Source organism: Sandarakinorhabdus sp. AAP62 (assembly GCF_000331225.1).
Taxonomy (GTDB): domain Bacteria; phylum Pseudomonadota; class Alphaproteobacteria; order Sphingomonadales; family Sphingomonadaceae; genus Sandarakinorhabdus.
The window spans coordinates 437,454-464,099 of the sequence record NZ_ANFY01000007.1 but is presented as its reverse complement, the minus strand read 5'-3'; the positions used below and the strand labels follow the sequence as shown (position 1 = coordinate 464,099).

The 26,646-nt window shown below is 59.5% G+C and carries 19 protein-coding genes; 6 read left to right on the top strand and 13 right to left on the bottom strand.

The features are described from left to right. Positions 1 to 79: 79 nt before the first annotated feature. The 7 genes from D619_RS0108670 to D619_RS0108640 all read right to left on the bottom strand — a co-directional run bounded on the left by D619_RS0108670 (position 80) and on the right by D619_RS0108640 (position 7,741). Positions 80 to 2,638: a restriction endonuclease gene (locus D619_RS0108670; protein ID WP_243442627.1), complete on the bottom strand. Its 2,559-nt coding sequence runs from the start codon at positions 2,636 to 2,638 to the stop codon at positions 80 to 82. Next, positions 2,625 to 4,217 (bottom strand): Eco57I restriction-modification methylase domain-containing protein, encoded by a 1,593-nt coding sequence (locus tag D619_RS0108665; RefSeq protein WP_017668189.1) that lies wholly within the window; start codon positions 4,215 to 4,217, stop codon positions 2,625 to 2,627. The genes D619_RS0108670 and D619_RS0108665 overlap by 14 nt, the downstream gene beginning before the upstream one ends. Further along, entirely contained in the window at positions 4,214 to 4,861 is a 648-nt protein-coding gene (locus tag D619_RS0108660; protein WP_017668188.1) for a DNA methyltransferase, read from the bottom strand. The genes D619_RS0108665 and D619_RS0108660 overlap by 4 nt, the downstream gene beginning before the upstream one ends. 73 nt (positions 4,862 to 4,934) lie before the next feature. Then, the gene (locus D619_RS0108655) at positions 4,935 to 6,026 is read right to left on the bottom strand and encodes a tyrosine-type recombinase/integrase (protein WP_017668187.1); all 1,092 of its coding nucleotides are present in this window, start codon (positions 6,024 to 6,026) and stop codon (positions 4,935 to 4,937) included. A 62-nt stretch (positions 6,027 to 6,088) separates the two neighbouring features. Further along, on the bottom strand, positions 6,089 to 6,508 hold the full coding sequence (locus D619_RS16170) for a hypothetical protein (protein ID WP_017668186.1): 420 nt from the start codon (positions 6,506 to 6,508) through the stop codon (positions 6,089 to 6,091). A gap of 5 nt (positions 6,509 to 6,513) precedes the next feature. Then, positions 6,514 to 6,681 (bottom strand): helix-turn-helix domain-containing protein, encoded by a 168-nt coding sequence (locus tag D619_RS0108645; RefSeq protein ID WP_017668185.1) that lies wholly within the window; start codon positions 6,679 to 6,681, stop codon positions 6,514 to 6,516. 118 nt (positions 6,682 to 6,799) lie between these two features. Continuing rightward, entirely contained in the window at positions 6,800 to 7,741 is a 942-nt protein-coding gene (locus D619_RS0108640; RefSeq protein ID WP_017668184.1) for a hypothetical protein, read from the bottom strand. A 501-nt stretch (positions 7,742 to 8,242) separates the two neighbouring features. Here D619_RS0108640 and D619_RS0108635 point away from each other — a divergent pair. From D619_RS0108635 to D619_RS0108610, 6 genes are all read left to right on the top strand, one after another. Next, positions 8,243 to 9,421, top strand: coding sequence for a serine hydrolase domain-containing protein (locus D619_RS0108635; protein ID WP_020480434.1), 1,179 nt, complete (start codon positions 8,243 to 8,245; stop codon positions 9,419 to 9,421). A 101-nt stretch (positions 9,422 to 9,522) separates the two neighbouring features. Continuing rightward, positions 9,523 to 12,249 carry a M14 family zinc carboxypeptidase gene (locus D619_RS0108630; protein WP_243442626.1) on the top strand — a complete coding sequence of 909 codons (2,727 nt, stop codon included), beginning with the start codon at positions 9,523 to 9,525 and terminating at the stop codon, positions 12,247 to 12,249. A gap of 188 nt (positions 12,250 to 12,437) precedes the next feature. Next, a complete protein-coding gene (locus D619_RS0108625; protein ID WP_026090868.1) occupies positions 12,438 to 14,579 on the top strand; it encodes a S9 family peptidase in 2,142 nt (713 codons plus the stop codon). A 481-nt stretch (positions 14,580 to 15,060) separates the two neighbouring features. Next, on the top strand, positions 15,061 to 16,269 hold the full coding sequence (locus D619_RS16165; protein ID WP_017668180.1) for an MFS transporter: 1,209 nt from the start codon (positions 15,061 to 15,063) through the stop codon (positions 16,267 to 16,269). Between the two features lie 188 nt (positions 16,270 to 16,457). Beyond that, positions 16,458 to 17,288, top strand: coding sequence for an alpha/beta hydrolase (locus D619_RS17290; protein WP_017668179.1), 831 nt, complete (start codon positions 16,458 to 16,460; stop codon positions 17,286 to 17,288). A 108-nt stretch (positions 17,289 to 17,396) separates the two neighbouring features. Then, positions 17,397 to 19,061 carry a TIR domain-containing protein gene (locus tag D619_RS0108610; RefSeq protein WP_017668178.1) on the top strand — a complete coding sequence of 555 codons (1,665 nt, stop codon included), beginning with the start codon at positions 17,397 to 17,399 and terminating at the stop codon, positions 19,059 to 19,061. A 30-nt stretch (positions 19,062 to 19,091) separates the two neighbouring features. Here the strand turns inward: D619_RS0108610 and D619_RS0108605 are convergent, their stop codons facing one another. The 6 genes from D619_RS0108605 to D619_RS0108575 form a co-directional block, all read right to left on the bottom strand. Beyond that, the gene (locus D619_RS0108605; protein WP_081587103.1) at positions 19,092 to 22,244 is read right to left on the bottom strand and encodes a TonB-dependent receptor; all 3,153 of its coding nucleotides are present in this window, start codon (positions 22,242 to 22,244) and stop codon (positions 19,092 to 19,094) included. 541 nt (positions 22,245 to 22,785) lie between these two features. Next, positions 22,786 to 23,418 carry a tyrosine-type recombinase/integrase gene (locus tag D619_RS0108595; RefSeq protein ID WP_017668175.1) on the bottom strand — a complete coding sequence of 211 codons (633 nt, stop codon included), beginning with the start codon at positions 23,416 to 23,418 and terminating at the stop codon, positions 22,786 to 22,788. 318 nt (positions 23,419 to 23,736) lie between these two features. Further along, a complete protein-coding gene (locus tag D619_RS0108590) occupies positions 23,737 to 24,369 on the bottom strand; it encodes a tyrosine-type recombinase/integrase (RefSeq protein ID WP_017668174.1) in 633 nt (210 codons plus the stop codon). A gap of 177 nt (positions 24,370 to 24,546) precedes the next feature. Next, the gene (locus D619_RS0108585) at positions 24,547 to 25,812 is read right to left on the bottom strand and encodes a flavin-dependent oxidoreductase (RefSeq protein ID WP_017668173.1); all 1,266 of its coding nucleotides are present in this window, start codon (positions 25,810 to 25,812) and stop codon (positions 24,547 to 24,549) included. Between the two features lies 1 nt (position 25,813). Continuing rightward, the gene (locus tag D619_RS0108580) at positions 25,814 to 26,254 is read right to left on the bottom strand and encodes a DUF3237 domain-containing protein (protein ID WP_017668172.1); all 441 of its coding nucleotides are present in this window, start codon (positions 26,252 to 26,254) and stop codon (positions 25,814 to 25,816) included. Further along, a complete protein-coding gene (locus D619_RS0108575) occupies positions 26,251 to 26,646 on the bottom strand; it encodes a hotdog fold thioesterase (protein WP_243442625.1) in 396 nt (131 codons plus the stop codon). The genes D619_RS0108580 and D619_RS0108575 overlap by 4 nt, the downstream gene beginning before the upstream one ends.

Below are 26,646 nucleotides of genomic sequence, written 5' to 3'. Positions count from 1 at the left end.
ACAAAGGCCCCCAAATAGGCCCCCACCCTGCGCTTCCGCCTCAGATTTTTTTTGCGCAACTGGCGCTGTTGGACCCGCATCATTCCTTCGCTACCACCGTGTCATAACCGCCAATTCGGGTCAGCCCCACATGGCTGTCGATCCCTGTATAGCGAAGCGACGCATCCTCGTACCTTCGGAAGGCGAACACGGCAGCGTTCATCCGCTCCGTGTTGAACACCTTAAGATCGACCAGCAAGTTAAAGTCGCCGACCGTTAGCCCGGTAACAGTGCGGAACAGGTCCGGCTCGATCTTGGTGATAACGTCCACCAGGGTGTTTTCGCGGAAGTCGGTCAGATACATGAAGGCCGGGATGCGGGTAGCGAACTTGATCAGCTTCTTTTGAACCTCCTTGCGGAGCGATTTGTGTTCCTTCTCCTCGGCGGTCAACTCTCGCTTCTCCTTCTCGGAGAGGTCGGCCTCCTTGGCCTTCTTCTTGATATCCTTTATCTTCTCGCTCTTGTTGATGATCGTCTCGATCACGTTGTCGCCAAGAGCACGCCAGCCTTCGATCCGCTCGACTGCCGCCATGGCCTCTTCGCTCGCGAGAACCCGGCGAAGGGTATCGTTGTCGACGTTGACCAGCATCGCCGATTCCCACTTGCGCGCCAAGAGCGTGGCGGATGTGCCCGCCATTGCCATGTCCAGAATGCCGCCCGCATCAATCTGCACCATATTTGCGCCGTCATAGGCGAGCACCGGCAGGAATGAGACAAGGTCGGCCACGGCCTTTTCCGGGTTCGCTTCCCCGGGAGACAGGCCGATGCCGTATTCGGAAATCTGTCGCAGCGCCCGTGTCGGGGCGAAATCGAACACGAAGCAGACGGGCTTCAGCACGTCCTCGCGGTTCGGATCATCCCCGTCCGGGTTCTTGATCGACCACGGCGATTGGACGCGGAACGCTGCCTGGAAATAGGTCTCAGGCGACTTCAGGTTGCGCAGCATCAGGATCGAAGACCATTGCGGCACCGTCACCCCGGTGGTGAGCTTGCCGCAGGATAGGGTGATCGACTGGGTATCGTGCCCGGAGCCAATTGCCTTGCGCACAGGCGGGAGCGCATTGAGCCCGAGGCCAGCATTTGCCCCCGCCGCGACAATGACCCGGTATTTCTGCCAGAAGACGTTCTGCTTCTCCTCCAGCAGATTCTTCATCGCCTCACAGGCGGCAACGCTGGGCAGGAACCAGAAGGCGTGGTTGAGATAGGGTAGCAGCCGCACATCGGAATAGGGAAAGGGCGGCTTGCCCCCGGCGCGCAGCGCATCAAGTGTCTGCGGCGCGTAGCTCCCCCGAATGATGTCGAGCCACTTCTGCACCTCATTTTTGTGCTTGAAGGTCGCCATCACGCCCTTGCCGCTCGCCGCGAAGAACTCGCCAAGATCGAACTCGTCGAACTCCCCGCCGCTGGCGATGGCGAGTAGTTCGTCAGGCATTTGGTAGGTTAGCAGGCGCATCTGGGGCAGCGCGCCATAGGGGTTACGCTCCCCGGGATGATCCACCGCGAAATCGGCCTTGGCTCGCTGTTCGTCGGTGTAGGTCCAGTTGAAAATCTGCTCTTCGATGAACTCGCCCGTGGCCAGCGCCTTGAACGGCGTGCCGGACAGATAGAGATACGCCCGCGTCGTGATCGGCAGGAATTCGGCCTCGGTTTCCGATAGGTCTTCAAGGTCCTCGTTCACGGTCTCCAGACCGGAGACGTAGGCGAGTTCCTTCTTCGCCACCTCGGTGTCCTCGCCCTCGAACAACTCCTTCGCGTTATCGCGCCATGCACCGAAATGGTATTCGTCGAAGATAACCAGGTCCCAGTTGATGGCGTGAATCCACTCGTTGCGGGCCTTGATGTTGCCATAGCGATCGGTGCCGAGCAGATCCTGGAACGAGCCGAAATAAACCAGCGGCGTATCCTTGGGGACATCGAGCGGGCTGCCTCCGGCATTGCGGGAAATGTACTGCCAGCCGTCGAAATCGACGTGGTTCTTGAGGTCCGCCTCCCAAGCATCCTCAACGGCGGGCTTGAAGGTGACGACCAGCACGCGCTTTGCCCCAAGCTTCTTCGCCAGTTGATAGCCGGTGAAGGTTTTGCCGAAGCGCATCTTCGCGTTCCAGAGGAAGCGGGGGACGGACTTGGGGTCTTCTGCCCAGCGGGACAGGAAGTAGTCGTGAGTGACCTCGACCGCCTCGGCCTGTTCGCGGCGCATGGGGAAGTTTTCGTGCCGCGCGGGCTCGAAGCGCAGACCCTTGCGCAATTCGGTGATGGCACTCTTCACGTCCGCCGGCGAGCAGCGCATCCATTCGCGTGAAGAGCCGATGGTGACGTTCTCGAAACCCTTCTCGATCAGGCGAGAGCGCATATCGCTGTCGCGAAAGATGGAACCGTCCTCGCGTTCGGCCACTTCGTTGACGTGGAGCGTGTAGGCCTGCTGCATCTGCCCCTGCGACTGGCGGATGCGGTCATTGACGTCGGCCTGCGTGGTCTGCCCGACCTTTATCAGTCCGGTATAGGCGGGCGGCGGCTCATTGGGTGTCCACGCATAGATACGCAGACGGCTCTCGGGCTTGGGAAGCAGAATTTCGTCGATAGTGGGTTTAATCATCAACATCACCCATCGGTCGAACGAGTCGCTCTATGAAGGCCACCTCCTCGTCAGTGATCCCGTATTTCTTGTATAACTCGTCGTCAGTCCACGCCTTCGACCAGTCTTGGATTGGGACGAATCCATAAACCTTTCGAGTTGTGTTTTGCGAAGCCTTCCGGAGTTGAATGAGAAATCTTGTAAATCTGCAGTGCAAATAAGAAAGCGCGTTAAGCGCCTCAGATTCGGATTCAAATGGACCTATCGCCAAATAAGTTTCTGTTGAAATCTGCCCCGGATAACCCAAGAATGGGGTGCTAATTACTTTGTGGGGGTAGCTATCTTTATTGCCCGTTCCGGGCGCAGCAAATCCTACAAAGAGTTTCCAGCTCTTGATCAATTCCTTACCATTTTCAATTTTGTTCAATGCTACATAGCCCTTTCCGCCTTTTTGTAGAATCTCAACATCGCCTTCAGAGCGAACTGCTTTGCCTCGGAAGGTTGAGTCGAACCCAAAAGGTCGGCGCGAGCTTACTAGCGTTTCAAATGTAGGCGCTCTAGGCAAGGAATGGGCCATCACCTTATGCAAGATCGCTACAGCCTCATTGAATCTGATAAATACATCGTTCCCTTTTTCTAGAAGTGGTCGAACAGCAGTAGAAGAGGGCCACGCCTGAAAGTGTGTGCTTACCTCGCAATCACCTTGATTATCTCGGTCCCACAAAAAATAGCATATCCCACCTTTGAGACCGACACCCGGAAACACCTCGGATGCGCTTAGAAAATCTTCGATACGGCGGCATCGATCATCCTTAAGCATTGCCTCTCGGAAATCGTCGAGGCCTTTGCCGCCAGTAAACCACCTCGATGGGATGACCATCGACACGAACCGGGGTTCAAGCTCTTTGGCGCGTTCCACAAAGTGTTGATAAATCGGGACCGCGGATGTGCCTCCCCCGCCATCAGTGAGCTGATAGGGCGGGTTACCGATGATAACGTCGAACTGCATCTTGCCTCCGAAGAACTCGGCAACCCGAGCCTTACTGTCTATGGTATGGATAAACGCATATGCGTAGTTTTCCTCGTCCGGGCCGCGCTCAAGCAACTCTCCACCCGCACCACAAAATCGACAACGATCTCCTTCCCGGACATGTTCAGTCCGTTCAAACCAGATATTCCCGTGATCATTGTCGCCGAAACTGCAGGCAACGCTATGCGGACCGGTGGCCTGCTTCGAGCAATACAAGCTCCGCCGCGCCAGCAGCGCGGTGATCTGGGTGATGGCGATGCCGAACACCTGCTTGGTCAGGATATGGTCGACGCGGTCCTGCAAGTCGGAGATTTCCGGCTCTAACCCTTTGATCAGCCGCTTGGTGATCTCGCGCAGAAACACACCCGACTTGGTGAAGGGATCGAGGAAGGTAACCGTCTTGTCCGCCCAGATGCTTGCCCCGTCATTGCTGGACGCCCAGGCCTGTTCCAAGGTGTCGAGCATCCGGTTGGCAAACTCCGGCGGGGTGAAGACTTCATCGTTCGACAGGTTGGCGATACAGCTCAACACGTCCGGATTGCGGCCCTTGAGGGTGAAAGCCACCTGGTCGTTCATCCCTGCACCTCCTCGCGATCGAGCGCCGCCAGTTCGCGCACCGTCATGGGCGGATAGCTCTTAGTCGGCTGGAAAATCTCATGATGGCCAAGCCCGGCAAACAGCGACCGTTCCTCGCGCAAGCTGGCCATCCCCGTGAGCACATCAAGGCGAAAGTCCCGGCGGTTGAACTTGCCCTTCCCGATGTAACTCCACTCGACAACGGTGATCGGCCCGCCGACCGCGTCTTTCATCGTCATCGCATCGCCGTGGATGAGATTGGTCGAAAGAAAGTGGCTGGCTGTGCGGTAGAGGTCATCCTCCTCGGTCACGCCGAGATATTGCGCGAAAACATCGAGCATATTGACCCGGCATTCCGCAATGTTGTCTGCCAGCAGCTCAATTCCGTAGAGGCTGGCGAGCGCAACGAGCGCGTAGTGGCGCCTCTCGAAATCGGTCTTGCCGTACTTGGCTTCCACAGCCGCCAGCTTGCGCTGGAGGATCGGCACAAGGAAATTGCCGCTGCCGCAGGCGGGTTCAAGAAAACGGGAATCGATCCGCTCCGTTTCACCCTTCACCAGATCAAGCATCTTCTCCACCAGCCAAGGCGGCGTGAACACCTCGCCATGGTCGGCTACCCGTTGCTTGGATTTGATGAGGTTCATAGTCTGGCTCTTGTTACCGTGCTCCAGCCTGCAGGTCCATGCGAACCAACAGACGATTGCCGGGAGCCGGGCCTCAGCGCCGGGATTTGATGCGCTTGATAAGTTCAAGGATGTCCGGATCATCAAGCGGTTCATTCGCGTGCGCGTAGCCTGCCGCACGGATCAGTTCGCCCTGCCGATGGGTGGGCACCTGCCCATAGCTGGTGAACGTGGTCAGCACATCGGCATGGCCGAGGTTCTGGCTCCAGGCCTTCATCTCTTCAGGCGCCGGGTTCAGCTTCATGGCATGATGCACCAGCATGTCGCGGAAGCTGTGCGGGTTGAAATAAGGCAGGCCGGCGGCGGTGAAGGCCCGGCGGAAAACGTCGCGGATCGGCTGGGTCGTGGCCCAGGCCCTACGCTCCAGTCCCAGCGGAGAGAACACGCCGGCATCATTGAGTCCCATGCGCGTGGCGGGGAAAAGCGGATCGGTCGGCGCCCAAAGATGTTCGTGACGCAGTTCAGCAATCCACGCCCCAAAGATGGCAAGCGCGTCACCGACCACCGGCATGAAATAGGTGCGGAATGTCTTGCCGAACTTGGTGGCAACCACGCGGGCATCCTGCTCCACATACCCTTCGACAACATTGACATGCTGCAGCTGGAACGTCGCCAGCGCGCCAACGCGCGCGGCGGTGAGCGCGGTGAAAGCGATCAATGCGCGATCCCGCCGCTCCAAGACCGTGTTGGCGGGCATGGTGGCAAGGACATGATGCACCTGCTCCAGTGACGGAACCGCCTTTTCACGCCTGCCGCGGGCGATGGCAGCGTCCCGCTCCGAGAGGTTGAAGTAGTCGGCATCGCCATAGGTGATAACCGATTTGTAGCCAGGCTGGTGCGCCAGCCAGAAGAAGAAGGCCTTCAAGTCGCGCATGGTCGATTGCACCGTCGCCTTGGCCAGCCGTTCGCCGGTGCGGACGCTGAGGGCATCGGCCAACCGCTTCTTGAAGGCCACCGCCTGCTCGCGGTGAAAGCGCTTGAAGGCCTTCCAGCCAGTCGACTCCTCAAAGCGGGCAAGCGACTTGGCCACCCCGTCGAGCGTTGCCTCATCGCGGCCCTTGGCCTCCTTCAGATAATGCAGATATTCGCGCTTGATCCGCTCGTTCGCGGCGTTGTGCTTAGCCATGATCTGGTTTGCCTTTCCGTATCACAATGCAGGGAGGGAGGAGGACGCCCACTTAAGTGTGGCTACTCCTCCACAATCTGGATGGTGCAATCGGGCATGATGCGAGGCAGATCGGTCTGGCGAGCGCGGCGGTAGATCACCGTCTCGCACACCTCGCACAGCGCGCGCAGGTTGCCGCTGAGTTCGGTGATCGGCACGAAATCGACCATGCCCAGCGCCGGCTTGCGCGGCTCGCGGCACCGCAGGCAGTAGAACATGCCATGCGGGCTCGGACGTTTGCGGCTGGCGCGCTGCTTGCCCAGAAATGCCTTCACGGTGGCACCGTGGAATAAGAGGGGGCGGCTATCATCCAGCGGCTCGAGGCCAAGCTTCATCCAGTGGCGCACCGTGTTGCGATGCACCCCGCAGCATGTCGCCAGTTCGGCAATGATATAGCTGCGATGGATTTTCACCCCACAGGCAGAGGCGCGGCGGCGCGGCATCGGTATTACGCCTTGCCCTCGACGATACGGCGGATGGACTCAGCCTTGATCAGGGTCCGGCGACCCAGCTTGAAGGCCTCCAGCCGGCCATCGGCGATCATGGCATAGATGGACGTGCGGCCAAGGCTCAGCGCCTTGGCAGTATCATTGATGGAATAGGCGAGGCGTTCCATTTCGGCTTCTCCTGTGCGGCTGGTGAGCACCAGCGAGCGCGGAGAAGCATCAGCGAATCCGGTCTGCGTGTCGGACGAAAAGGCCGAAAATAGGCCGGCAATTCAACTGGGGCGAATTTCAGTCCTTCAAAAATTCGTTCCAGACACGGCTAGCGTGTGGGCGAACGGTGCTTTCAGCCGGCTCTTTTTCACCCTTGGTCAAGCGCCGCTGCATCTCACGCTCGATCTCAGCCTGGCTGCCCGGGTCGAAGTCGCCACGGTAGATTGCGCCCCAGATAGCATTCACCAAGGCTTCCCAATCATAAGACGGTTTACGGCCCCGGGTACCTTTGTCCTCGGCTCCCGTTAAGGTCATAGCTTCGAGCGCGGGAATCGGCAGAAGTGAACTCCGCAGGAAGTAGACCCCCGATAGCGTGATCTTTTGGGGCCGCTGCTGCGCGAAGCCCTTACCTGCAAACTTTCCAAGTTCCCAGTCCTGACGGCTCGTCCCATGCCCGGTGAAGTTGGTCCAGAACCAAGTCGGGATATCCCATTCGCGTTTATCCCACTTCGCACCGCCGGCAGGCAGCTGTTCCGTCTGCCCTTCGGCCAAGACAGCCCGCGCCGTTATGAGGCCTTGGCGACCAAGCTCAATCAGAGCGTCTCCCGCTACTGCCGGCTGAAATCGCAAATCGGTGTACGCCAAAAGGCGCGCGTCCTTCGCGCTGATCCAATCAGGGTTACCTGCGACCGAAAACTCACGAATGACGCCTGCACGTCGTTCTGCAGGCAACATTTCAAGCAATCCGTTCAAGCCAAACTCAACACCGAACGCTTGGCATTGAACCCCTGGCTCGATCCATTTGGAAAAGTCACCTGTAGTCCAATCAGCCTGTAGGGCCACATGCCCTTCAGGCAACCAGAACCAATTGGGCACCTCGCAATCATGCACAACTTCCGTATCTGACTGAAACAGCCGGGCACGGGCAGCAATCAAGGAAGCGCTAAGGCGGCTGTACAAAACAGGGGGATTCGAGAACAATTCATATGCTCTCTGAGCTGAAACCCACTGCTCGACCATGCCACAAGGTAAGCCAGTTCACCTTGTTCCGACAATACATTCTTTACGACGTTGCCATCTGACAACAGTTCCACCGCATCACGCTCTCGCTCCCATGGGAAGGCAGGCGCCATTCAGCTACGGCTCCTATCTCTTTGCAACTGTTGAGAGAAAGAAATTATTCAGTCGCAATCACTTGAGTTTTCTATGTCATAGCAGCGAACTCGCGGGCCGATTAGACAGCGACAATTGGGCCGTCAGCCGACTGACCGCTTTCGGAATGAAATTTGAGGATAGCTGCCGCTGTCTTAGCCGTTGTCATCACGGCCGCTGTCGACCCACTTCAAGCCGTTCCGCGATGTCGGCCCGCACGTCTGCTCCTGACAAAACCAGCCATTCACTTGTTGGGGAGGCAACCCAAGGGACCCGATAAAGCGAAGGGATAAGTGAGCCTCTGGGCGACCATTAGACATCTCAGAGGTTTGCAACTACCGTTGGCGGCTACACCCGGGGGGGTAAGCAATGATCCGAACATCAACGTGCTTTGTTCTTGCCGTGATTTTGGCCCACGGTGTGCCAGCCAGTGCTGACGCAATCAGCGATCAAATAGCGCGCGTGGAAGGACCCCAATCGCCCAACCGCCAGGGCACCGACGCATTCACGATCCAGCAGCTGATTGAGCGCTTCAAGGTTCCTGGTATCAGCGTTACCGTCATTCAGGATTTCAAGATTCACTGGACCAAATCTTATGGCGTTGCTGACGTCGAGACCGGCGCCACTATCAATGAAGACACGTTGTTCCAGGCAGGATCGATGAGCAAACCGGTGGCGGCGATGGCCTCGCTCAAGGCGGTGCAACTCGGCAAATTTGGTCTCGATCAAGACATCAATACTGTTCTCAAGAGCTGGAAGCTGCCGCTGGGGGCGTTCGGCGGCGGACTGCCGGTGACCCCTCGAATGCTGACGAGTCATAGCTCCGGGACAGGCGACGGTTTCGGCTTTCCTGGTTACCTGCCCGGCGCGGCACTACCAACCCAGCAACAGATCCTTGATGGCAGGGAGCCGTCAGTGCGCGGTCCCGTGAGGCTGGTTCGGCCGCCGTTGACGGCCTCGCATTACTCGGGTGGCGCGGTCCAGATCGAGCAACTCGCGCTGACGGACGCCGTCGGACTGCCCTTTGCGAAAATCATGGACGACTGGGTTCTGGCGCCGATCGGGATGCGCCACTCAAGTTTCGAGCAGCCTTTGCCAGAGGCCTTGCAGCACAAGACAGCGCGCGCCCACGGCGCAGATGGAAAGAGCCTCGGGGCGCGGTGGCACGTTTACCCTGAACAGGCCGCGGCGGGATTGTGGACGACGGCTGCCGACTACGCCCTGTTCATGATCGAAGTTCAGAAGACGCTGGCAGGCCGTTCAACTGCAGTTCTCGACCGCGCCACGATGCAGAACATGGTCACGCCGGTCGGAGTTGGCCCTTATGCTGTCGGCTTTAGCATAAGCCAGAAGGGCCAAGGTTGGTATTTTGGCCACAATGGTGCCACCTGGGGCTTCAGAAGTCAGGCGATTGCCCATGTCGCGAAAGGCTATGGTGTCGTTATCATGACCAATGGTGACCAAGGCAGTGCCGTCGCAATTGAAATCGTCGAACGGGTCGCGGCAGCCTATGGCTGGGACATGCTCGACAAACCGGTGCTCAGGTGAATTTCCGCACAGCAATCCGGAGCCACACAATGCCAGCACGCTCACTGATGCTCGCCGCGGTCAGCGGGCTCGCACTTGTTGCGCCGGCCGGCGCTCAGACCATGGATCCAGACTTTGCGAAGGCGGTGAAGGAATGGACGACCCGGCCGGAGTTCTCCAGCCCGCTTGTCGACCATCTGCCGACCTCGCCAAACATACCTTCGCCCAAGCAGGTGCTCGGCGACCATATCGGCGTGCCGAACAAGCTGCACAACCATGGGCAGATTGTCGATTATTTCCGCAAGTTGGCCGCCGCTGCACCGGATCGGGTGCGCATCCTTGATCTCGGCACGTCGAACGAGGGCCGGCCGAACATCGTGGTGATGATGTCGAGCGTCGCCAACATGGCCAGGCTTGAAACCTACAAGGCCAATCTTGCCCTGCTGTCGGACCCGCGCCGTACCGATGCCGAGGCGGCCAGGCGGATCATCGCAGACACAAAGCCAATCTATCATCTGACCGCCGGCCTTCACAGCGCCGAAACCGGGCCGCCCGAGATGATCATGGAGCTTGCGTATCGGCTGCTGACCGAGGATTCGCCGCTGATCCAGAAAATCCGCGACAATCTGATCGTCGCGATCAGCCCGGTTTTGGAGGCCGACGGCCGTGATCGCTATGTCGACTGGTATCACCAGAGCCTGGTCGATGAAACCAACGACCTCGACAGGCCGGCTGGGCCGCCCTACTGGGGCAAGTATATCTATCACGATAATAATCGTGATATCAATTTCTCGGACCCTAGCGCCCGCCAGCTGCTGAAATATTACCTGGAATGGCACCCGCCCGTGATGCACGAACTGCATGAATCGGTGCCGTTCCTCTACACCTATTCGGGGCAGGCCCCGCAAAATCCCGATCTCGATCCGATCCTGTACGGCGAATTGCCCTTCTATTCGAATTTTGAGATGTCGCAGCTGACCAAATATGGCATGCCCGGCGTCTGGACGCATGGCTTCGTCGATGCCTGGTCGCCGGGCTATGTCGGCTTCATGGCGTCGAACCACAACGGCATGCTGCGAATGTACGAGACGTTCGGCAACGGCGGCGCCACCACGATGCTTCGCCATGTCGACAACGGTGTCGATCAGGGCAGCGCCCGCGGTGGCAATCAGTTGCAGCGCGACTGGTTCCGGCCCAACCCGGCCTATCGCAACGTCATGTGGTCGATGCGCAACAACACCAATTATATGCAGACCGGCGTGCTCACCGCGCTGCAGCTGGCTTCCAATTTCCCAGCCATCATTCTGGAAAATTACTATCAGAAGAATGCCAATGGCGTGAAGGCGGGCGCGACGCGTGCTCCCTTTGCCTATGTCATTCCTGGTGGGCAGGCCGACCAGAACCGGGTCAAGTTCGTTGTCGACCAGTTACTAATGCAGGGGATCGAGATTGGTCGCGCCAGCGGCGCCGTAAAGGTCAAGGAAGGCGAATACCCTGCCGGTTCGCTCGTGGTAAAGCTCGACCAGCCCTATGGCCGGCTCGCGAAGACGCTGCTGAAGGTGCAGGATAACTTTCCCAACGAAAACCTGACCACCTATGACGATGCGGCATGGACGATGGGGTTGATGACCGGCACCAAGGTGGTCGAGATAGCTGACAAGGCAGTGCTCGGCGTACCGACGACGCGGGTGGACAGGATGGAGCTGACGGGCAGCATCGGTCCGGCCGGTCCCGGTGGCCATGTCGTACTCGACAACGGTTCGGTCAATCTGGCGGTGCTGCGCTATCGCCTGAAGAACATAAGCATCCAGGTCGTGGAGAAAGCCTTCAAGATCGGCGATATCAACGTGCCTGCCGGGTCCTATGTCGTGCCTGCGAATGCCGGGGATGCGTTGCGTGCCGCGGTGCAGCAGCTTGGGCTGACGGCGATCGCCGCGCCGGCGCGTATGGATGTTGCCACCCATGCAATCCCCATCCCGCGCACGGCGGTCTACAGCACCTGGGGTGCCACGGAGAAGGTCGGCTGGGTGCGCTATGCCTTCGACCAGTTCGAGACGCCTTATGAGCTCATCTACAAGGAGCAAGTTCGGAAGGGTGGTCTGCGCGCCAGATACGATGTCATCGTGCTGCCGCACCAGGGCCGGTCGCCCAACGACATCGTCTTCGACATCCCGGTGAAGGGCAAGCCGTTGCCGTACCGGCCGGATGCGCGGTTCACGACGCTTGGGGCCTATGGCCGGTCCGACGACATCCGCGGCGGCATGGGCCTGGAGGGGCTCGCCGAACTGCGCAAGTTTGTGGAGGAAGGCGGCACGCTCATCACCACCGGCAATGCCAGCGCCGTGCCGGCTTCGTTCGGTCTGGTCGACAACATCGGTGTCAGCAGCCCGGGCGGCGGCTTTTATGCACCCGGACCGATCGTGAAGGCCAAGCTACTGCAGCCCGCCAGCCCGATCTTCTATGGCTATACCGATGAAACCATGCCGGTGCGCTGGGCAAGCAGTCTGTTGTTCCAGGTGCGCCCTGTCGATCGCCAGCAGGTGCTGATGGAATTCCCCGGCGGGCAGACTTCGGTCATCAGCGGCTTCATGAAGGGGGCCGACGAGGTGCGCAACCGGCCAGCGATCATCAACGTGACGCGCGGCCAGGGCCGGGTGCTGATGTTTGCCACGGCGCCGATCTGGCGCTGGCAGACGCTTGGCGAATATCGGATGATCTTCAATGCCATGCTCAACTGGAAGGCGCTTGGCGGTACCACCGGTGAATCGCAGCGCCGTCCCGAACCAGACGTGAGGCCGGAAGCAATTCCGGAACAGGACGATGGTCTGAAGCCGACCCGCCGTCCTTGATCGCCTGCGCCAAGGGGCTCTTAAGGCCCAAGGGCAGATGGTTGGTGCTGCTGGGATGCTGATGGCAAGGTGAACAATCGCAGCAACCGTCAGCCAACAAAGCAAAAGACTTTTTTCTGATCAGTACCAATCAGGGATGCACGTCACCATCCCGAGCCGCTAGGGAAGAGGGACATTAGGGGATGGCCATGAAAAAGTTTGCGTTTCTGCTGGTGTCGGCCGGACTTTCTCTGGGGGCGCTGGCGCCGATTGCCGCTGCCGAACCGCGCCAGGTCATCAGCCATGAAAAGCTGTGGATGATGAAGCGCGTGGGGGCGCCGCAGGTCAGCCCTGATGGCAAATGGGTCGTCTATGCGCTGGTCGAACCCTCCTATGAAAAGGACGGCACGGTCAGCGACCTTTGGCTCGTTCCCACCGATGGCTCGGCGGTGCCGCGTCGGTTGACCAGCAGCAAAGCCGGCGAATCGAGCCCGCGCTGGGCGCCCGACAGCCGCCGCATCGCTTTTGCTGCCAAACGTGAGGGCGATGACGAAGCGCAGATCTATGTCATTGATCTCGCTGGCGGCGAAGCGCGGCGGATAACCAGCGTCCCCACTGGCGCCGGCAACCCGCAATGGCGCCCTGATGGCGGCGCGATCCTGTTCGAAAGCAGTGTCTATCCCGGCGCTCTGGATGCCGCCGCCAACAAGCAGGCTGCCGCCGAACGCAAGGCGCGCAAGTTCAATATGCGCGTCTATGAGCATTTCCCGATCAGATATTGGAACGAATGGCTCGATGACCGGCGCCCGGCGCTGTTCGTGCAGGAACTGACCGAAGGGTCGGTCGCTCGCGATATCCTGTCGCCGACCACGCTCGCGCGCGTCGACGGCTTTGGTGGCAGCGCACAAGGTGATGGCGGGGTCAGCCTGTCACCGCTGTGGAGTCCGGACGGCAAGGAGGTGCTGTTGACAGCCACCACTGAACGCTGGAACGCTGCCTATGCGCGGGTCAATTTCGGCCTGTACCGCATGCCGGTGGCGGGCGGCGAACCGCGCCTCGTCACACCACAGCCGGGCGAATATGGCGATGCCACCTTTAGCCCCGATGGCAAGACGCTGGTTTTCAAGTTCAACACACAAGGCGAGGCGGTCTACGATCTGGCACGCCTCAACCGGGTCGCCTGGCCGGCGGGCGGCGCGGCGACGCCGGTAGCCCCGGGTTTCGATCGTGATGCTGAAAGTTTCGCGGTCAGCGCCGACAGTCGCAGCCTTTATCTCACCGTCCCCGAAGCCGGGATGACAAATTTCTATCGTGTGCCTGTTGCGGGCGGCAAACCCGAACTGGTTATCGCGCCCAAGGTGGGTGGCTATGCCGGCATCAGCATCGCCGAGAATGCTGCCACCCCGGTGCTCGTCGCCAGCTATGGCAGCGCCATCCACCCGGCCGAAATCGTCCGTATTGACCCCAGCGCCCGGGCGCATCGCAACCTGACCCAGGTCAATGTCGCTCAAGCCGCCAGCATCGATTGGGCCAGCCCCGAACATTTCTGGTTCACGGCGAAGAATGGCCGGCGCATCCACAGCATGATCGTCAAGCCACCGGCATTCGATGCCAGCCGCAAATATCCGTTGCTGGTGCTGATGCACGGCGGCCCGGCTGCCATGCACGCCGATGCCATCGGGCTGCGCTGGAACCCGCATCTGCTGGCCAGCGCCGGCTATGTCGTTCTGATGACCGACTACACCGGTTCCACGGGCTATGGCGAAGAATTTGCGCGCAAAATCAAGCTTGATCCTTTGCGCGGGCCAGCCAACGAGATCAACGAAGCCGCTGATGAGGCCGCTCGACTGTTTCCGTTCATCGACAAGGCCAATGCCTGTGCCGCCGGCGCGAGCTATGGCGGGCACCTCGCCAACTGGATGGAGGCATCGACCACGCGCTACAAATGCCTCGTCAGCCATGCCGGCGAAGTCGATCTGCTCACCCAATGGGGCACCAGCGATTTCAGCTATGGCCGCGAAGTTGCCTCCGGAGGGCCGCCTTGGGGCGACAGTAAGGTGTGGCGTGACCAGAGCCCGATCACCTACGGCAATGACTGGAAAACCCCCATGCTGCTGACCGCCGGCGAGCGCGATTTCCGCGTGCCGATGGCAAATACGCTGGAAACCTGGGCGACCTTGCAACGCCAGCAGGTGCCAAGCCGTCTGTTGATCTTCCCCGATGCGTGGCACTGGATCACCAAGCCCGAGGACAGCCGGCAATTCTATCGCGAGGTCGATGCCTGGTTGGCGCATTATCTGAAGGGTGCGCCGGCAGTGAATGGCGGGCCGGTGGTGGTGAAGCAGCCTTAGCCGCGCAAGACCGGCAGCGTCTGGGCGTTGCCGGAACTCTGGGTTTGTTGCCTGAGGGCCTCAGCTAGTGGTCAAATTCTGACGGTTGCTACCCATGGCGGCAAAGGCGGCTCCCGACCCAATTCAAGCTGTTCGTCATCGGCACGGCGAACGTCTGCTTGTGCCGTGTCCCGACAGGCAGGTTTCGTTCAATCGCTCGTGGATAGCTGCCATTCCCGACTGCCGCATGGCGTTGTCGGCTGTCGACCCAATATCCGGCTTTTCTCAATCGGTGCCTAAACAGCGTCATTCCGCCGAAACGGCTATTCGCGCATGGTTGAGCGGCCTGACAGATACGCGCTCTTATCTTTGATGTCGGTAGGTTGTTTGGTTCCCCCAAACCGAACCGTTCGTCATGTGGCTGGTCAATGTAGCCACCACCGCGTTTTTGTGGTGTGCATCATACTGATCCGTTTGCACTGGCTTTGGGGATGCCGGCTTCATGAGAATAACAACCGGCAACGAACCCTGGACGCTTGCCCAGAAATCGCAGGTTGCTCTTGCGGCGATCGCAATCATTTTCGATGGTATCGACAATCAGTTGCTGGGCTTTGCCACCCCTTCGCTGATGGCGGAATGGAATGTTACCAAGGCTGACATGGCACCGGTGTCCGCCGTCGGGCTAGTCGGCATGGTCATCGGCGCCATCATTGGTGGCGCCCTGGGCGACCAATACGGGCGTCGCGCCATGCTGATCGCTTCGATGCTTCTGTTTGGCGGTACGACTGTTTTGGCGGGCTTTGCCGATGGGCTGGGCTGGCTTGGCGTTGCTCGCTTTGTAACCGGGTTAGGGCTTGGCGGCGCGCTTCCAAATGCGACTGCCTTTGCTTCCGACGCTACGCCGTTGCGCTACCGACCCTGGGCGATAACGTTGACGATCGTCTGCATTCCGATCGGCGGCCTGATCGCCGGACTGCTGGCGCGTTTCATTCTGCCGGGACTTGGTTGGCGCGTGCTGTTTGTCTTCGCGGGCAGCCTTTCGCTGGTCGCCGCTGTTTTCCTGGTGCGAGCCTTGCCGGAATCGATGACGGCCGAGCGCACGGCCGGGAACAAAGCGGTTCGTGCCCTGCTTGCCCCCGATTTCGCCCGCGATACCTGCGTCTTGTGGGTCGCGATGTTTGCATGCTTGATGGCCGTCTACGCCGTTAACTCATGGGCGCCGACAACGCTGGGCGAGGCGGGTTTTTCCGCAACCACTGCGACGGATGGGTTGAGCGCGTTCAACCTTGGCGGCATCGTCGGGGGTGTTGTCACCGCATGGTTTATTGTTCGATACGGATCAAGGCGGTCGCTGATGGTCTCCAGCGCGGCTGCTGGCTGCATCGCGCTTGCTTCCGGCCTGTGGGTCATCGACCAGCTAAATGTGACATTGGTAGTGGCAGCGTTCGCAATTCTGGGATTTGCTGTTCACGGCACACAGACAACGCTGTTTGCGGTTGCTGCACACGTTTATCCCGATCACATCCGCGCGGCCGGCGTTGGCGCAGCCGTTGGCATCGGCCGGATCGGCGCCGTCTTGAGCGCGTTTGCGGGTGCTGCAGCCTTGGGCTTCGGTGGTGGACCGGCATTTTTTGCGCTTGTCGCGTCAGCAATGGCTAGCGTTTTCATTGCCTTGAGTTTGTTGAGGCGTCATATTCCACAGCCGCACTAGCTCCGGCACGAGTTGACGACAGACCTTTTGCTTTATTGCGGTACATTTCCGACGCAGAATACGCCCGCTAACGCCTCGAATTTCTGGTATCGCTCGATGGAGCGCCAGCCGGCCAAGCGGAAGCGCAGCAACGGGAGAGGCTCGTGGGCCGCATTTCTTGTAGTCGGAATTCGACGATCCTAATCGGGATGGCGCTCGTCCTCCTAAGTAGCTCCGCGGCGGTGGCAGGTGAAGGGGAGCAAAAGGTTCGCAGCGAAGACGGAACCCTGATTGGGTTCGAGTGCGCCGGATCAGGACCCGAACTGCTCATCGTTCCTGGCGGCTCCGGTGTCCGGACGCGCTGGCTGCCTATGTTTTCTTATTTGACCAAGGACTTTACCGTCTGCGCAATGGACCGCAGAGGGTATGGTGGAAGCACCGATGCCATGCCCTACAGCCTCGAGAAGGAAGCTAGGGATGTCAGCGCAGTGGTTCAGTCGCGGGGGCGTCCGGTGGCCGTTCTGGGGCACAGCTTCGGAGGCCTGATAGCCTATGAAGCGGCCCGGCGCACACCAGCGATAAGCCAATTGATCCTTTACGAGGCGCCGATCGCGTATGGTGACCATGGCGTTGTTCTCGACAAAGTCGAAGCATTGTTGGCTGCAGGAGACCGTGATGGCGCGGGCCGTTCCTTCTTGGCAGGATTCAACGGCCTGTCGAATACCGAGCTTGATAGCATGCAGGCACAGCCGTCGTGGCCAAACCTCGTTGCCGGCCTGGACCTTTCCGTGCGCCAGATGCGGGCACTGAATTCTTACCGCTGGAATGAGACGCTTGCGAAGCAGATGCGCACACCAACCCTGCTGCTGTCAGGAAGCCGCACCACAAATACCGAAAATCTAGCCTCAATGAAGACACTTGCCGATACGTTGCCGCATCGCGATGTGGCGTTACTTGAGGGCCAAGAGCACTTGGCGATGGTCTATGACCCCGCGCAGCTTGCAGAAGTGATCAAGCGCTTCCTGCTCAAACCGCGATGAGCCGCACACCGGAGCGGTCGTCCGAGGCTTCGATAACGTAAAGTTGAAACAGTGCTGCCATCGATTGTCGGAAGCGCTATTGGTCAGGAAGGAGGGCCGTAAACTGAAATGTCCGCTGTTTGCGAAATCTTCCTTTCCTACAATCGCGGCGATCAGGTTGTTGCGCGGCGCTTTCTCGAGAAGCTGACCACGCTCGGGTTCACCGTCTGGTGGGATGCTGCGCTGGTTTCGGGGGCAGCGTATGATGAAGTGACCGAGGCCGCGTTGCGCAACGCCAAAGCGGTGATCGTGCTTTGGTCAAAACGCTCGGTTGAATCGCGCTGGGTCCGCGCCGAAGCCACCCTCGCTGACAGGAAGCAAACGCTCGTTCCGGCAATGATCGAGGTCTGCGAGCGGCCGATCATGTTCGAACTGATTCAGACTGCAGACCTGTCTCACTGGGATGGCGATGTCCATGACAAGGCATGGATTGCGTTTGTCAGTGATGTTCAGCGCTTCGTCCAAAAAGGCAAAGATGCGTCGACCCTGACCCCGCCGATCACATCGGCATCCGTTTTGGTTCCTGAGCGCGGCGACGCGGGTTCGGCCCCTTCACTGGCCGTTTTGCCGTTCAGGAACCGATCCGGCGTTGCCGAAGATGATGTGTTTTCGGTGGGCATGGTGGAAGACATCATCGAAGCCCTGTCGCAGGGCGCACATGTACGCGTCGTCGCAAGCTCTGCCACAGCGCGGTACACTGATTCCGCGTTGCCGGAAGTGAAGGCGCTCGGGCAGCTATTGGGTGTTCGATATCTGCTTGAGGGCAATGTCCGCCGGGTCGGTTCAGAACTACGCGTGACTGCCCAGGTGATTGAGGCCGCCAGCGCTGAAGTCTTGTGGACCCGGAAATTTGGTCGACCATTGTCCGAGCTGGCCGAATTGCAGGAAGATCTGGTCGTCGAGATCGCGGCGCATCTGGACACCCAAGTCTACCGCATCGAGATGGCGCGTGCGCTGAAAAAGCCCGGCAACCTTACAGCGTGGGAGGCTGTCACGCGCGCCTTCGCGAACCTGCATCATGCCTCTGCACACAGCACGCTGTTGCAAATCCAGGAGGCCGAACGTGCCATCGCAATCGCGCCGGATTATGGCCCTGCACACGCGATGCTGGCGCAGTCGCTTGGCATTCGATACACGAATTTTTCGGCTGATGATGACACCGAGATTGCCAGGATACGCAACCATGCCGATCAGGCTATTTCGATCGATCGCGAAAGCGCTTTTGTCCTTTCGCATGCAGCACAAGCGCTGAATTTGATCGGTGCTCCAGACGAGGGGTTGCGGCGCGCGCGGAAGGCTGTGGCGTTAAGCCCCAACATGGCCTTTGCCCATCATGCCTGCGGAACGTCATGCGTGTTGCTCGACAAATCCAACGAGGCGGCCGCATATTTCGAGGCAGAGATGCGGGCGTCGCCCGGGGCTCATACGCACTATCTGTCTTTCACTTGGCTTGCCAACGCCCATTTTAGAGCTGGCCGCTTGGCAGCCTCTGAAGCTGCGGTGGATGAATCTCTCGATCTCAACCCGGACTACAGCATTGGTATCGCAATCAAGGCGCTGCTTTGCCTTCACAACGGCCGTTCTGCGCAGGCCAGAACGGTTTTCGACCGCGCTCGCCAGCTCGAACCAGATGTCGGCCCCGCTTTATGGGCACTGCGAATGCGGCGCCGATTTGCCGGCAATGAGGTCGAGAAAGCGGCGGCGGTTTCGATAATGCAGCTTTGTGTCGACTGAATTCATGCACCCACAGTCTGGTGCCGACAATTAGAATTTGGCCCTCGCGCCAACGTGAAAAAATCGACCTCGAACGTCGTATATGGCGCTGGCACCCGAGGTGCCGGTCAGCCCGAACGGCGGCTTCTTGTCGGTCAAATTGTTAACCCCGAAGTTAAGGTTGAAAGCCTTGCCTACATCGAATCCGATACCGGCATCGATGTAGATGAGAGATGGATAGAAGATCTCATCGGCATAGTCAGCATTCTCCGCCGGCCGATTCTGCACGGAAAAATAATCTTCGGAGGTGTTCAACACTTGCTTGCCGATATAGCGGAACAACAGGTTAAAGCTGGCCGGGCCTGTGTTTAGTTTCAGGGTCCAGTTTGCGGCGTCCTGGGGATCACCTAATTCTAGCAATAACTGGTTTGCGCGATCCGGCTTTGAGGGATCAAAATAATCATTCTTCTCAAATACATGGTTGTAAACGAGGTTCGTGCTGAAAAAGCCGACACCATTAATTTCGCGCCTGAAGGCAAAGTTGATGTCAACACCCCTGGCAGTGCGCCTTGCATTGTTGACCAGCGTTGTCTGAAGGCTGCCCTCCAGAATCTGAAAGGCGACTTCGCCAGTCACGGCACCACCAGCGCCTGCCCGCTGGAAGCGATCGCAGAACTTGGCATTCAGGGTGGTGCCATCATAACAGGCATTCAGACTTTGTTGCGATGTTGGCCCGGCAATGATATCCGAAATGGCGATGTCATAATAATCGACCGATAGCGAAAGACCGGGAACCGCGCGCGGCTGTATGACAACGCCAACGGTAAGCGAATCCGACGATTCCTGCTGCAGGTCGGGGTTCCCACCAGTAACGAGCCGTATAAATCCCGAGTAGACAAAATCAAAACTGGTCGGGATGCCGGCAGTCGCGCAGTTTGCAGCGCGGGTTGCACTCCCTGAGCCGATGTTGCGCGCCGCGCAGGGGTCGACGACAACGTCAAAAACTCTCCTTTGCGGAGCAAAACGCCCGGATAGCGCCGGTGCTCGCACAGCCCGGGCCAGTCCGGCACGAAAGTGAACATCTTCGATGGGAAAATAATCCACCCCAAGATTATAGGTAAATACTTTTCCCGTACTGGCACGATAATCGGAGATTCGCCCAGCACCGATAAATGTAAGTTGTTGTGCGAAAGGGACGTCAATCAGGACAGGTAAGCGGACTTCGGCAAAAGCCTCTGTCACGTCAAAAGCTGGAGGATTATAGAATGGCAAAGCTTGATAAAATGTGATCCGACTCAATAAAAGTGCGTCACTTTCATAAAAATTTGTTTCACGCCGATACTCGCCGCCGATTGCGAAACTGACGGGCCCACCGGGCAATTCGAACCACTGTCGGCTGTCGCCAGTGACGACGCCGTTGGCGACGAATTGGTCAATACGGCCGAATGAACCGGTTTCTGGAATAAGATAGTTTCTTGCGGCCGCCGAGATGTTTCCGGAACCAAATGGATTGAGCGGCACGCACGCCGCAACATCGGACGGCAGGCGTTGGCTGGACAATGCGATAAAGCCAGCCAGTAGCGGATCCGCCGGGTTTACCGCCTGATTGATGACGGCTGCTGTGGGGTCTATGCGGGAACGACAGACGATCTGGCCGTTCGCCGGATTAACGGTTGCGTCCATGGCCAACAAGAATCGCTGCGTATCAAGGTTGTTGATGACTTTGGTGTTTTGCGTAGATTTTCCGTAATTCAGCGAAACTTCATAGGCCCAGCCATCGCCTAACGACCCCTTCACGCCACCAACGATGCGGTAGGTCTCACGGCGCGACTCTTCGCCAATTGGCCCGAGGTCGAGCAGCGACTTCCGCAAGATCAATCGCGACGCCGGCGAGAAGGGTGCCAGTCCGCCCGCAGCCCGAGCCGCGACAATCGCGGTGCGGGCGCTATCGGTCAGAAACGGGTTGTCAAACCTTGGCCGCTCACGGAGGTCAACGCCAAAACCGATCGTGCTACCCTGAAAAAACGACGGCGAGTTGACCGACACCGTATCGATGCGGTTGTATTTGGCTTCAACAAAAGGCGCAAATGCCTCTGAAATCGAAACATGACCAATCAGGTTGATGCTATAACGATCGAGCGCCGGGAACACGGGGAATGACTGGCCTTCGCGCCCATTTTCACCGTTGCCGCCATCAAAACTGCCCAGCGGTGCCAACCCAATTCTGATTCCGGTCTGCGCCACGAATGACCCGTCAGGCTGAAACAGGTAGGTGCATCCAAAGGCTGCGCCGGTTGAATCGCGTCCGCAGGGCGATAGACCACCGATGGACGGGAATTGCACCAGGCCACCCGATGAAATGTCGGTCGATCGGATGTCCTTCACGAACCGGCGATCAGCCACGCCGTCGCTGCCCGATGGGTCAGTATCGACGACGACAAAGCCCGAATTGGTGGCGAGATTGGGCCGTTGCGATGCAAACAAGGGGTCCTGCCGCGCATATTCAACGTTGACGGCGATATTGCCTCGGCCTTCGAGGAAGTTCCGCCCGGCCAGCCCGCTGATCGCGTAGGATCCTGCATCGCCATAACTGCTGATGCCGCTTTGGGCCCGCAGTTGCACGCCCTCGAAATTGCTCTTGAGCACGAAATTCACGACACCGGCGATAGCATCCGACCCATACACCGCCGAACTTCCGCCAGTAACGATGTCGACCCGGTCAATCAGATCAACCGGTATCGAATTGATGTCGACCGACACGCCGACCAGTGAAATATCCGAAGGCACGTGGCGGCGCCCGTTAATCAGGACCAGCGTGCGTTGAAATCCAAGGCCACGCAGATCCAGCAGATTCAACCCGGCGGCGCCGATCGCTTGGCTCGTATTGGATTGGGATAACGAACTTCGCAGTGACGGCAGGTCATTCAGATAATCGCCGATGCTGATATTGCCGGATCGGACGATATCGGGGCCGTTGACCGAAGTGATCGGTACCGCAGACTTCAGATTTGGGCGCGCAATTCTAGATCCGGTGACGATAATCAATTCATCCGATCTTATTTCGGGCGTCGAAACAATATCGGTAACCGATATTGTTTGCGCCAAAGAAATACTAGGGAAAAAAAGCGCCGTAGCAGTCTTTATCATCGAAACCGAGCGACGTAATTTCTTGGAGGAGATTTTCTTTTTTGCCTCCGTGCTCATCCAGCGCGCCCCCAGTTAAAGCCGATCATTTCACTAACGTATCACAAAATTTCAAAATATAGACGTGAATCGTCGATCGCGCTTTCATCCCGTTTAAGGCTTGGCGACATCCGCCGGCAGGATGTCGGCGCCGATCTGAAAGCAACGCATCGTGAAACCGCGGTTCTGAACCGGCATCGAAGCAGAACCCCGCTCATAATAGGAGCAACCATATGGATTCGTTCAAGAAAACTGTTCCCTACAGGAATCCTGATCGGCGCATGTCCACCCCGGAGGATTTCTCGCCCTCGGAACTGGGCACGCAGAACGATGACGGTCGACAATGCGCGCGAGTGTCGGCTTCCGGCAGAAACAGACTTTTAGCGACCCTGCCACGCATGGCCGCATTGTCCCAGGCCGGGTCCTTCAGGCCGGCAGGTGCCGGCACGCCGGGAACGACAGGTTTCAGGACGGTCTCGCGGCCACTGGAACGACCGGGACTGAAGCGCACGGTTGGCTGACTGCGTAGCGGCCCATCAGCATTGCCGATGGGCCGCCGCGATCAGATTTCCGTCCGCTCAGCAATCAAGAGCGCGTCCTCGATGTCCACGCCGAGATACCTGACGGTGTTCTCGATCTTCGTGTGTCCGAGCAGAATCTGGATTGCTCTCAGGTTCCCCGTGGCCCTGTAGATCATCGCCGCCTTCGTGCGCCGAAGCGAGTGTGTCCCGTATTCCGCGCGTCGAAGGCCGATGGCGGTAACCCACTCGTCGACGAGGCGAGCATATTGCCGAGTGCTCAAATGCCCAATGTGATCGACGCGGCTGGGAAAAGCATAATCGCCAACCGTGCCGCCGCGGCGTTCCAGCCATGCAAGCAAGCTCGCGCGAACATCCGCCGTCAACTCGAACTGCACGGGCCTGCCGGTCTTCTGCTGAATGACAGTCGATCTGGTCCTGATCTGGGCACCGGAAACCACATCTCCAATCTTGATCTTGACCAGGTCGCAGCCGCGAAGCTTGCTGTCGAGCGCGAGGTCGAAAAGCGCCCGATCACGAAGCCGTCCTTCGCGGTCCAGGAAAAACCGGACCGCCCATATCTGCTTCTGCGTAAGTGGTCGTTTGGTGCCAACCATCTTGCCAGCGTTCCATGCAGGCCGGTTCTGCATGGCGGGGTCGAAGTGTGAATGTCCCATGTTCCATCTCCTTGGCCCTGATCGGCCAAGACAATTCTCGCGCACTTCACCTGTATTTGGGCCCGCCCGCACTGTGATCTCAACCGCGGCCGCTTCGGACCCTGACCCAGTCGTTCCCTCCGTTGCCCCCGAACGGCGGCTTCTGGGAAAGGTACGGGAGTGCCGGAACGACCGAGATGAGGGCGCTTTGCCGCCCGGCGGCAATTGGGCCGTTGGCGGACTGTCTGGTTTTGGCATTCGTTGGCAACAAAGCTGCCAAGAGCCACAAGATCATGAAGGATGGCGGCTCACCGCTGCGAGGGCGGAGAGCCGCCCTCTTTAGATTTCGGTTCGTTCTGACAATGTGAGGGCATCGTCGATGTCGACGCCCAGATAGCGCACAGTCGTCTCCATCTTCGTGTGACCAAGCAGAATTTGTACGGCCCTCAGGTTGCCGGTCGCCTTGTAAATCAGCGCGGCTTTTGTACGCCTCAAGGAACGGGTGCCGTAGTCGTGCACATCGAGACCGATGGCGCCAACCCACTCATCGACCAGGCGGGAGTATTGGCGCGTGCTCATATGGCCGTTGTAATCGACGCGGCTCGGGAACACATAATCGCTTATGCAACCCCCTCGGCAGCTTAACCAGGCCAAGAGGCTTTCCCGGACATCCTTCCCCAACTCGAATTGAACGGGCTTGCCTGTCTTCTGCTGGATGACAGTGGCCCGGTTGCGGATGCTGCCGCCTGAAACAAGGTCGCCAATCTTCAGCTTGACCACGTCGCAACCGCGCAATTTGCTGTCGAGCGCCAAATCGAAGAGAGCCCGGTCTCGCAGGCGGTGATGCTCATCGAGATAGAAGCGGATTGCCCAGACGTCGCGAGGCTTCAGGGGGCGTTTGGCGCCGACAACGCGACCAGCATTCCAAGACGGATTCTGCCGTGCCCTTGGTTCAAGGATAGAATGTCCCATGGCGGATCTCCTATGGCCGTGATGACCGCGAGAGATTTTATTGCCGCTCCGAAGAATTCATATCGGCCGCGGCCGCCAGCAACGCTACCGATGTCCCAAGAGTGACTTTGGCTAACTGAGTTGCTGTAAGCCCATCCAGGCTCGATCTTGGTAAACGTGCAGCATCATCAGCCCATATCAGCCGGCGGGCGAAAAGCTGACCCGCTCGTTCAGCACGGCCGGATCAAAGCCGGCGGTCTGCTTATACCCCTGGGCGACGGCACGGCGCTCGTCCATCGGCAGTACATCGGCCAACGCCCCGCCGGCTGCCAGCCGTTCCCGCGCCAGGTCCAGCACCCGGTCCGGGCCCTGCTGGCGGTTCATCAACACGATGCGGGCGGTGGCTTCACGACGGTCGCTTTCATAACCGGACAGCGCCGCCTCAACCGTTCCCGCCTTGGCCAGATGCCAGGCGCACACACGGGCATCGATGATGCTCTGGGTCGCGCCGTTGGAACCGATCGGGTACATCGGGTGCGCGGCATCGCCCATCAGCGTGACACGGCCGAACGTCCATTGTGGCAGCGGATCGCGATCGACCATGGGGAATTCATAGATCGGCCCTGATGCGGCGACAATGGCCGGGATATCAACGCCGGCCCAGCGCCAATCGGCAAACGGCGGCAGGAAATCGGCGCGATTGCCCTGCCGGTTCCAGTCGCGCGGCGGCGGGCTGCCGGCATCACTCACCTTCAGGTCACAGATCCAGTTCAAGCGGTCGAGGCCAGTCTCAGGGTCCTTGCCGATCGGATATGCGACGAACTTCTGGCCCGACCAGCCAGCCCAGATCATCGCCTTGCCGCCCATGGGGGCAGCCACCGGCGAGGTGGAACGCCACAGGCTGATGCCGTTCCAGCGCGGTGAACCCTCATCGGGGTAGAACTGGCGCCGTACCGCGGAATGGATGCCATCGGCCCCAATCAGCAGATCGGCCTCCACGGCGGTTTCCAGGCCCGAGGCGCGGTCGGCAAAACGGGCGCTGACGCGGGTGCCCTGCGTTTCCACGCCGACTAGCTCCTGCCCCATGCGCACCGCCTGTGGGCCGAGCCGTTCGTGCACCTTGGCCAGCAGGAACATCTGCAACTGACCGCGATGGATGGCGATCTGCGGCCATTTGTAGCCGGCTGCCAGCCCGCGTGGTTCGTGCCAGACGATCTCGCCAGACGTCGTGAGATAGTTGAGATCGGTGATGGCAACGCCTAGGCCCAGCAATTTATCGAGCAGGCCCAATTCCGTGAGTTCGCGCACGGCGTGGGGCAGCAGATTTATACCCACACCCAGCGGCGCCGGCTTGCTCACCGCCTCGTACACGGTGGGCCGAAAGCCGGCGGCCTGCAGGCTCAGCGCTGCAGTGAGGCCGGCAATGCCGCCGCCGACGATGATGATGTCCAGATCGCGATCCATCTCAGGCCACCTCGTGAACCGTCAGCCGTACCGCGCCCGCCAGCCGCTCGCCTGTCGCCACAGCGAGGATGCGGCCCAGCCACGCGAGTTCAGGGGCGGCGCAGCGAAAGCGCATCGCGGTGCGGAAATAATAGAGCGCGGGATCAACCGCTTCACCCTTTGCCAGCCGGGCCAGCACGTCGGGCGGCCCGGACCGAAGCCCGCGCGATTCCACCTCGACCAATCCCTGCGCCAGCTTCAGCACATAATGGGCGTCGATCTCGATCGTGCCGTCTGGACCGATCTGCTGCCAGTCGGCGCCGCCGGCCAGCACCTCGCCGCTCAGGCTGCCGCTGACCGTGCCGCCCAAGATCGGGATGCAGCGCCGACTCTGGCCGGCGACCACGCCGATCTCGACGGGCGGGCCGACCGCCAGATCAATCTCCATCAACGGCGTGCTCATGTGCGCTCCACCGGGATGACCGCCATGGTCAGTCGCGAAATGCAGACCAGCCGATCCTGCTCATCGACGATGCGGATGCTCCACACCTGCGTGGTGCGGCCCAGCGCTTCCGGGCGGGCGGTGGCGATCACCAGGCCCTGTTTGACCGGGCGGATGTGGTTGGCGTTTATGTCGAGCCCAACAGCAATCTGCTGCACCGGGTCGAGCGTGAGATTGGCGGCGAGCGAGCCCACGGTTTCGGCCAGCGCCACCGACGCGCCTCCGTGCAGGCGGCCGTGCGGCTGTACGGTGCGCGCATCGACCGGCATGGTGGCCGTGATGGAATCATCACCGATCGCGGTGATGACGATGCCCAGGTGCGCCGCCAGCGAATTGGCTTCGCCATGCGTCAA

What these genes read in the sequence shown, in the direction of transcription:
- D619_RS0108585 (WP_017668173.1), bottom strand. Translation starts at nt 25,812, where the DNA reads ATGGATCGCGATCTGGACATCATCATCGTCGGCGGCGGCATTGCCGGC.
- D619_RS0108640 (WP_017668184.1), bottom strand. Translation starts at nt 7,741, where the DNA reads ATGGTCGAGCAGTGGGTTTCAGCTCAGAGAGCATATGAATTGTTCTCG.
- D619_RS0108645 (WP_017668185.1), bottom strand. Translation starts at nt 6,681, where the DNA reads ATGGAACGCCTCGCCTATTCCATCAATGATACTGCCAAGGCGCTGAGC.
- D619_RS0108595 (WP_017668175.1), bottom strand. Translation starts at nt 23,418, where the DNA reads ATGGGACATTCACACTTCGACCCCGCCATGCAGAACCGGCCTGCATGG.
- D619_RS0108625 (WP_026090868.1), top strand. Translation starts at nt 12,438, where the DNA reads ATGAAAAAGTTTGCGTTTCTGCTGGTGTCGGCCGGACTTTCTCTGGGG.
- D619_RS17290 (WP_017668179.1), top strand. Translation starts at nt 16,458, where the DNA reads ATGGCGCTCGTCCTCCTAAGTAGCTCCGCGGCGGTGGCAGGTGAAGGG.
- D619_RS0108610 (WP_017668178.1), top strand. Translation starts at nt 17,397, where the DNA reads ATGTCCGCTGTTTGCGAAATCTTCCTTTCCTACAATCGCGGCGATCAG.
- D619_RS0108665 (WP_017668189.1), bottom strand. Translation starts at nt 4,217, where the DNA reads ATGAACGACCAGGTGGCTTTCACCCTCAAGGGCCGCAATCCGGACGTG.
- D619_RS0108605 (WP_081587103.1), bottom strand. Translation starts at nt 22,244, where the DNA reads ATGAGCACGGAGGCAAAAAAGAAAATCTCCTCCAAGAAATTACGTCGC.
- D619_RS0108590 (WP_017668174.1), bottom strand. Translation starts at nt 24,369, where the DNA reads ATGGGACATTCTATCCTTGAACCAAGGGCACGGCAGAATCCGTCTTGG.
- D619_RS16170 (WP_017668186.1), bottom strand. Translation starts at nt 6,508, where the DNA reads ATGCCGCGCCGCCGCGCCTCTGCCTGTGGGGTGAAAATCCATCGCAGC.
- D619_RS0108630 (WP_243442626.1), top strand. Translation starts at nt 9,523, where the DNA reads ATGGATCCAGACTTTGCGAAGGCGGTGAAGGAATGGACGACCCGGCCG.
- D619_RS16165 (WP_017668180.1), top strand. Translation starts at nt 15,061, where the DNA reads ATGAGAATAACAACCGGCAACGAACCCTGGACGCTTGCCCAGAAATCG.
- D619_RS0108635 (WP_020480434.1), top strand. Translation starts at nt 8,243, where the DNA reads ATGATCCGAACATCAACGTGCTTTGTTCTTGCCGTGATTTTGGCCCAC.
- D619_RS0108655 (WP_017668187.1), bottom strand. Translation starts at nt 6,026, where the DNA reads ATGGCTAAGCACAACGCCGCGAACGAGCGGATCAAGCGCGAATATCTG.
- D619_RS0108580 (WP_017668172.1), bottom strand. Translation starts at nt 26,254, where the DNA reads ATGAGCACGCCGTTGATGGAGATTGATCTGGCGGTCGGCCCGCCCGTC.
- D619_RS0108670 (WP_243442627.1), bottom strand. Translation starts at nt 2,638, where the DNA reads ATGTTGATGATTAAACCCACTATCGACGAAATTCTGCTTCCCAAGCCC.
- D619_RS0108660 (WP_017668188.1), bottom strand. Translation starts at nt 4,861, where the DNA reads ATGAACCTCATCAAATCCAAGCAACGGGTAGCCGACCATGGCGAGGTG.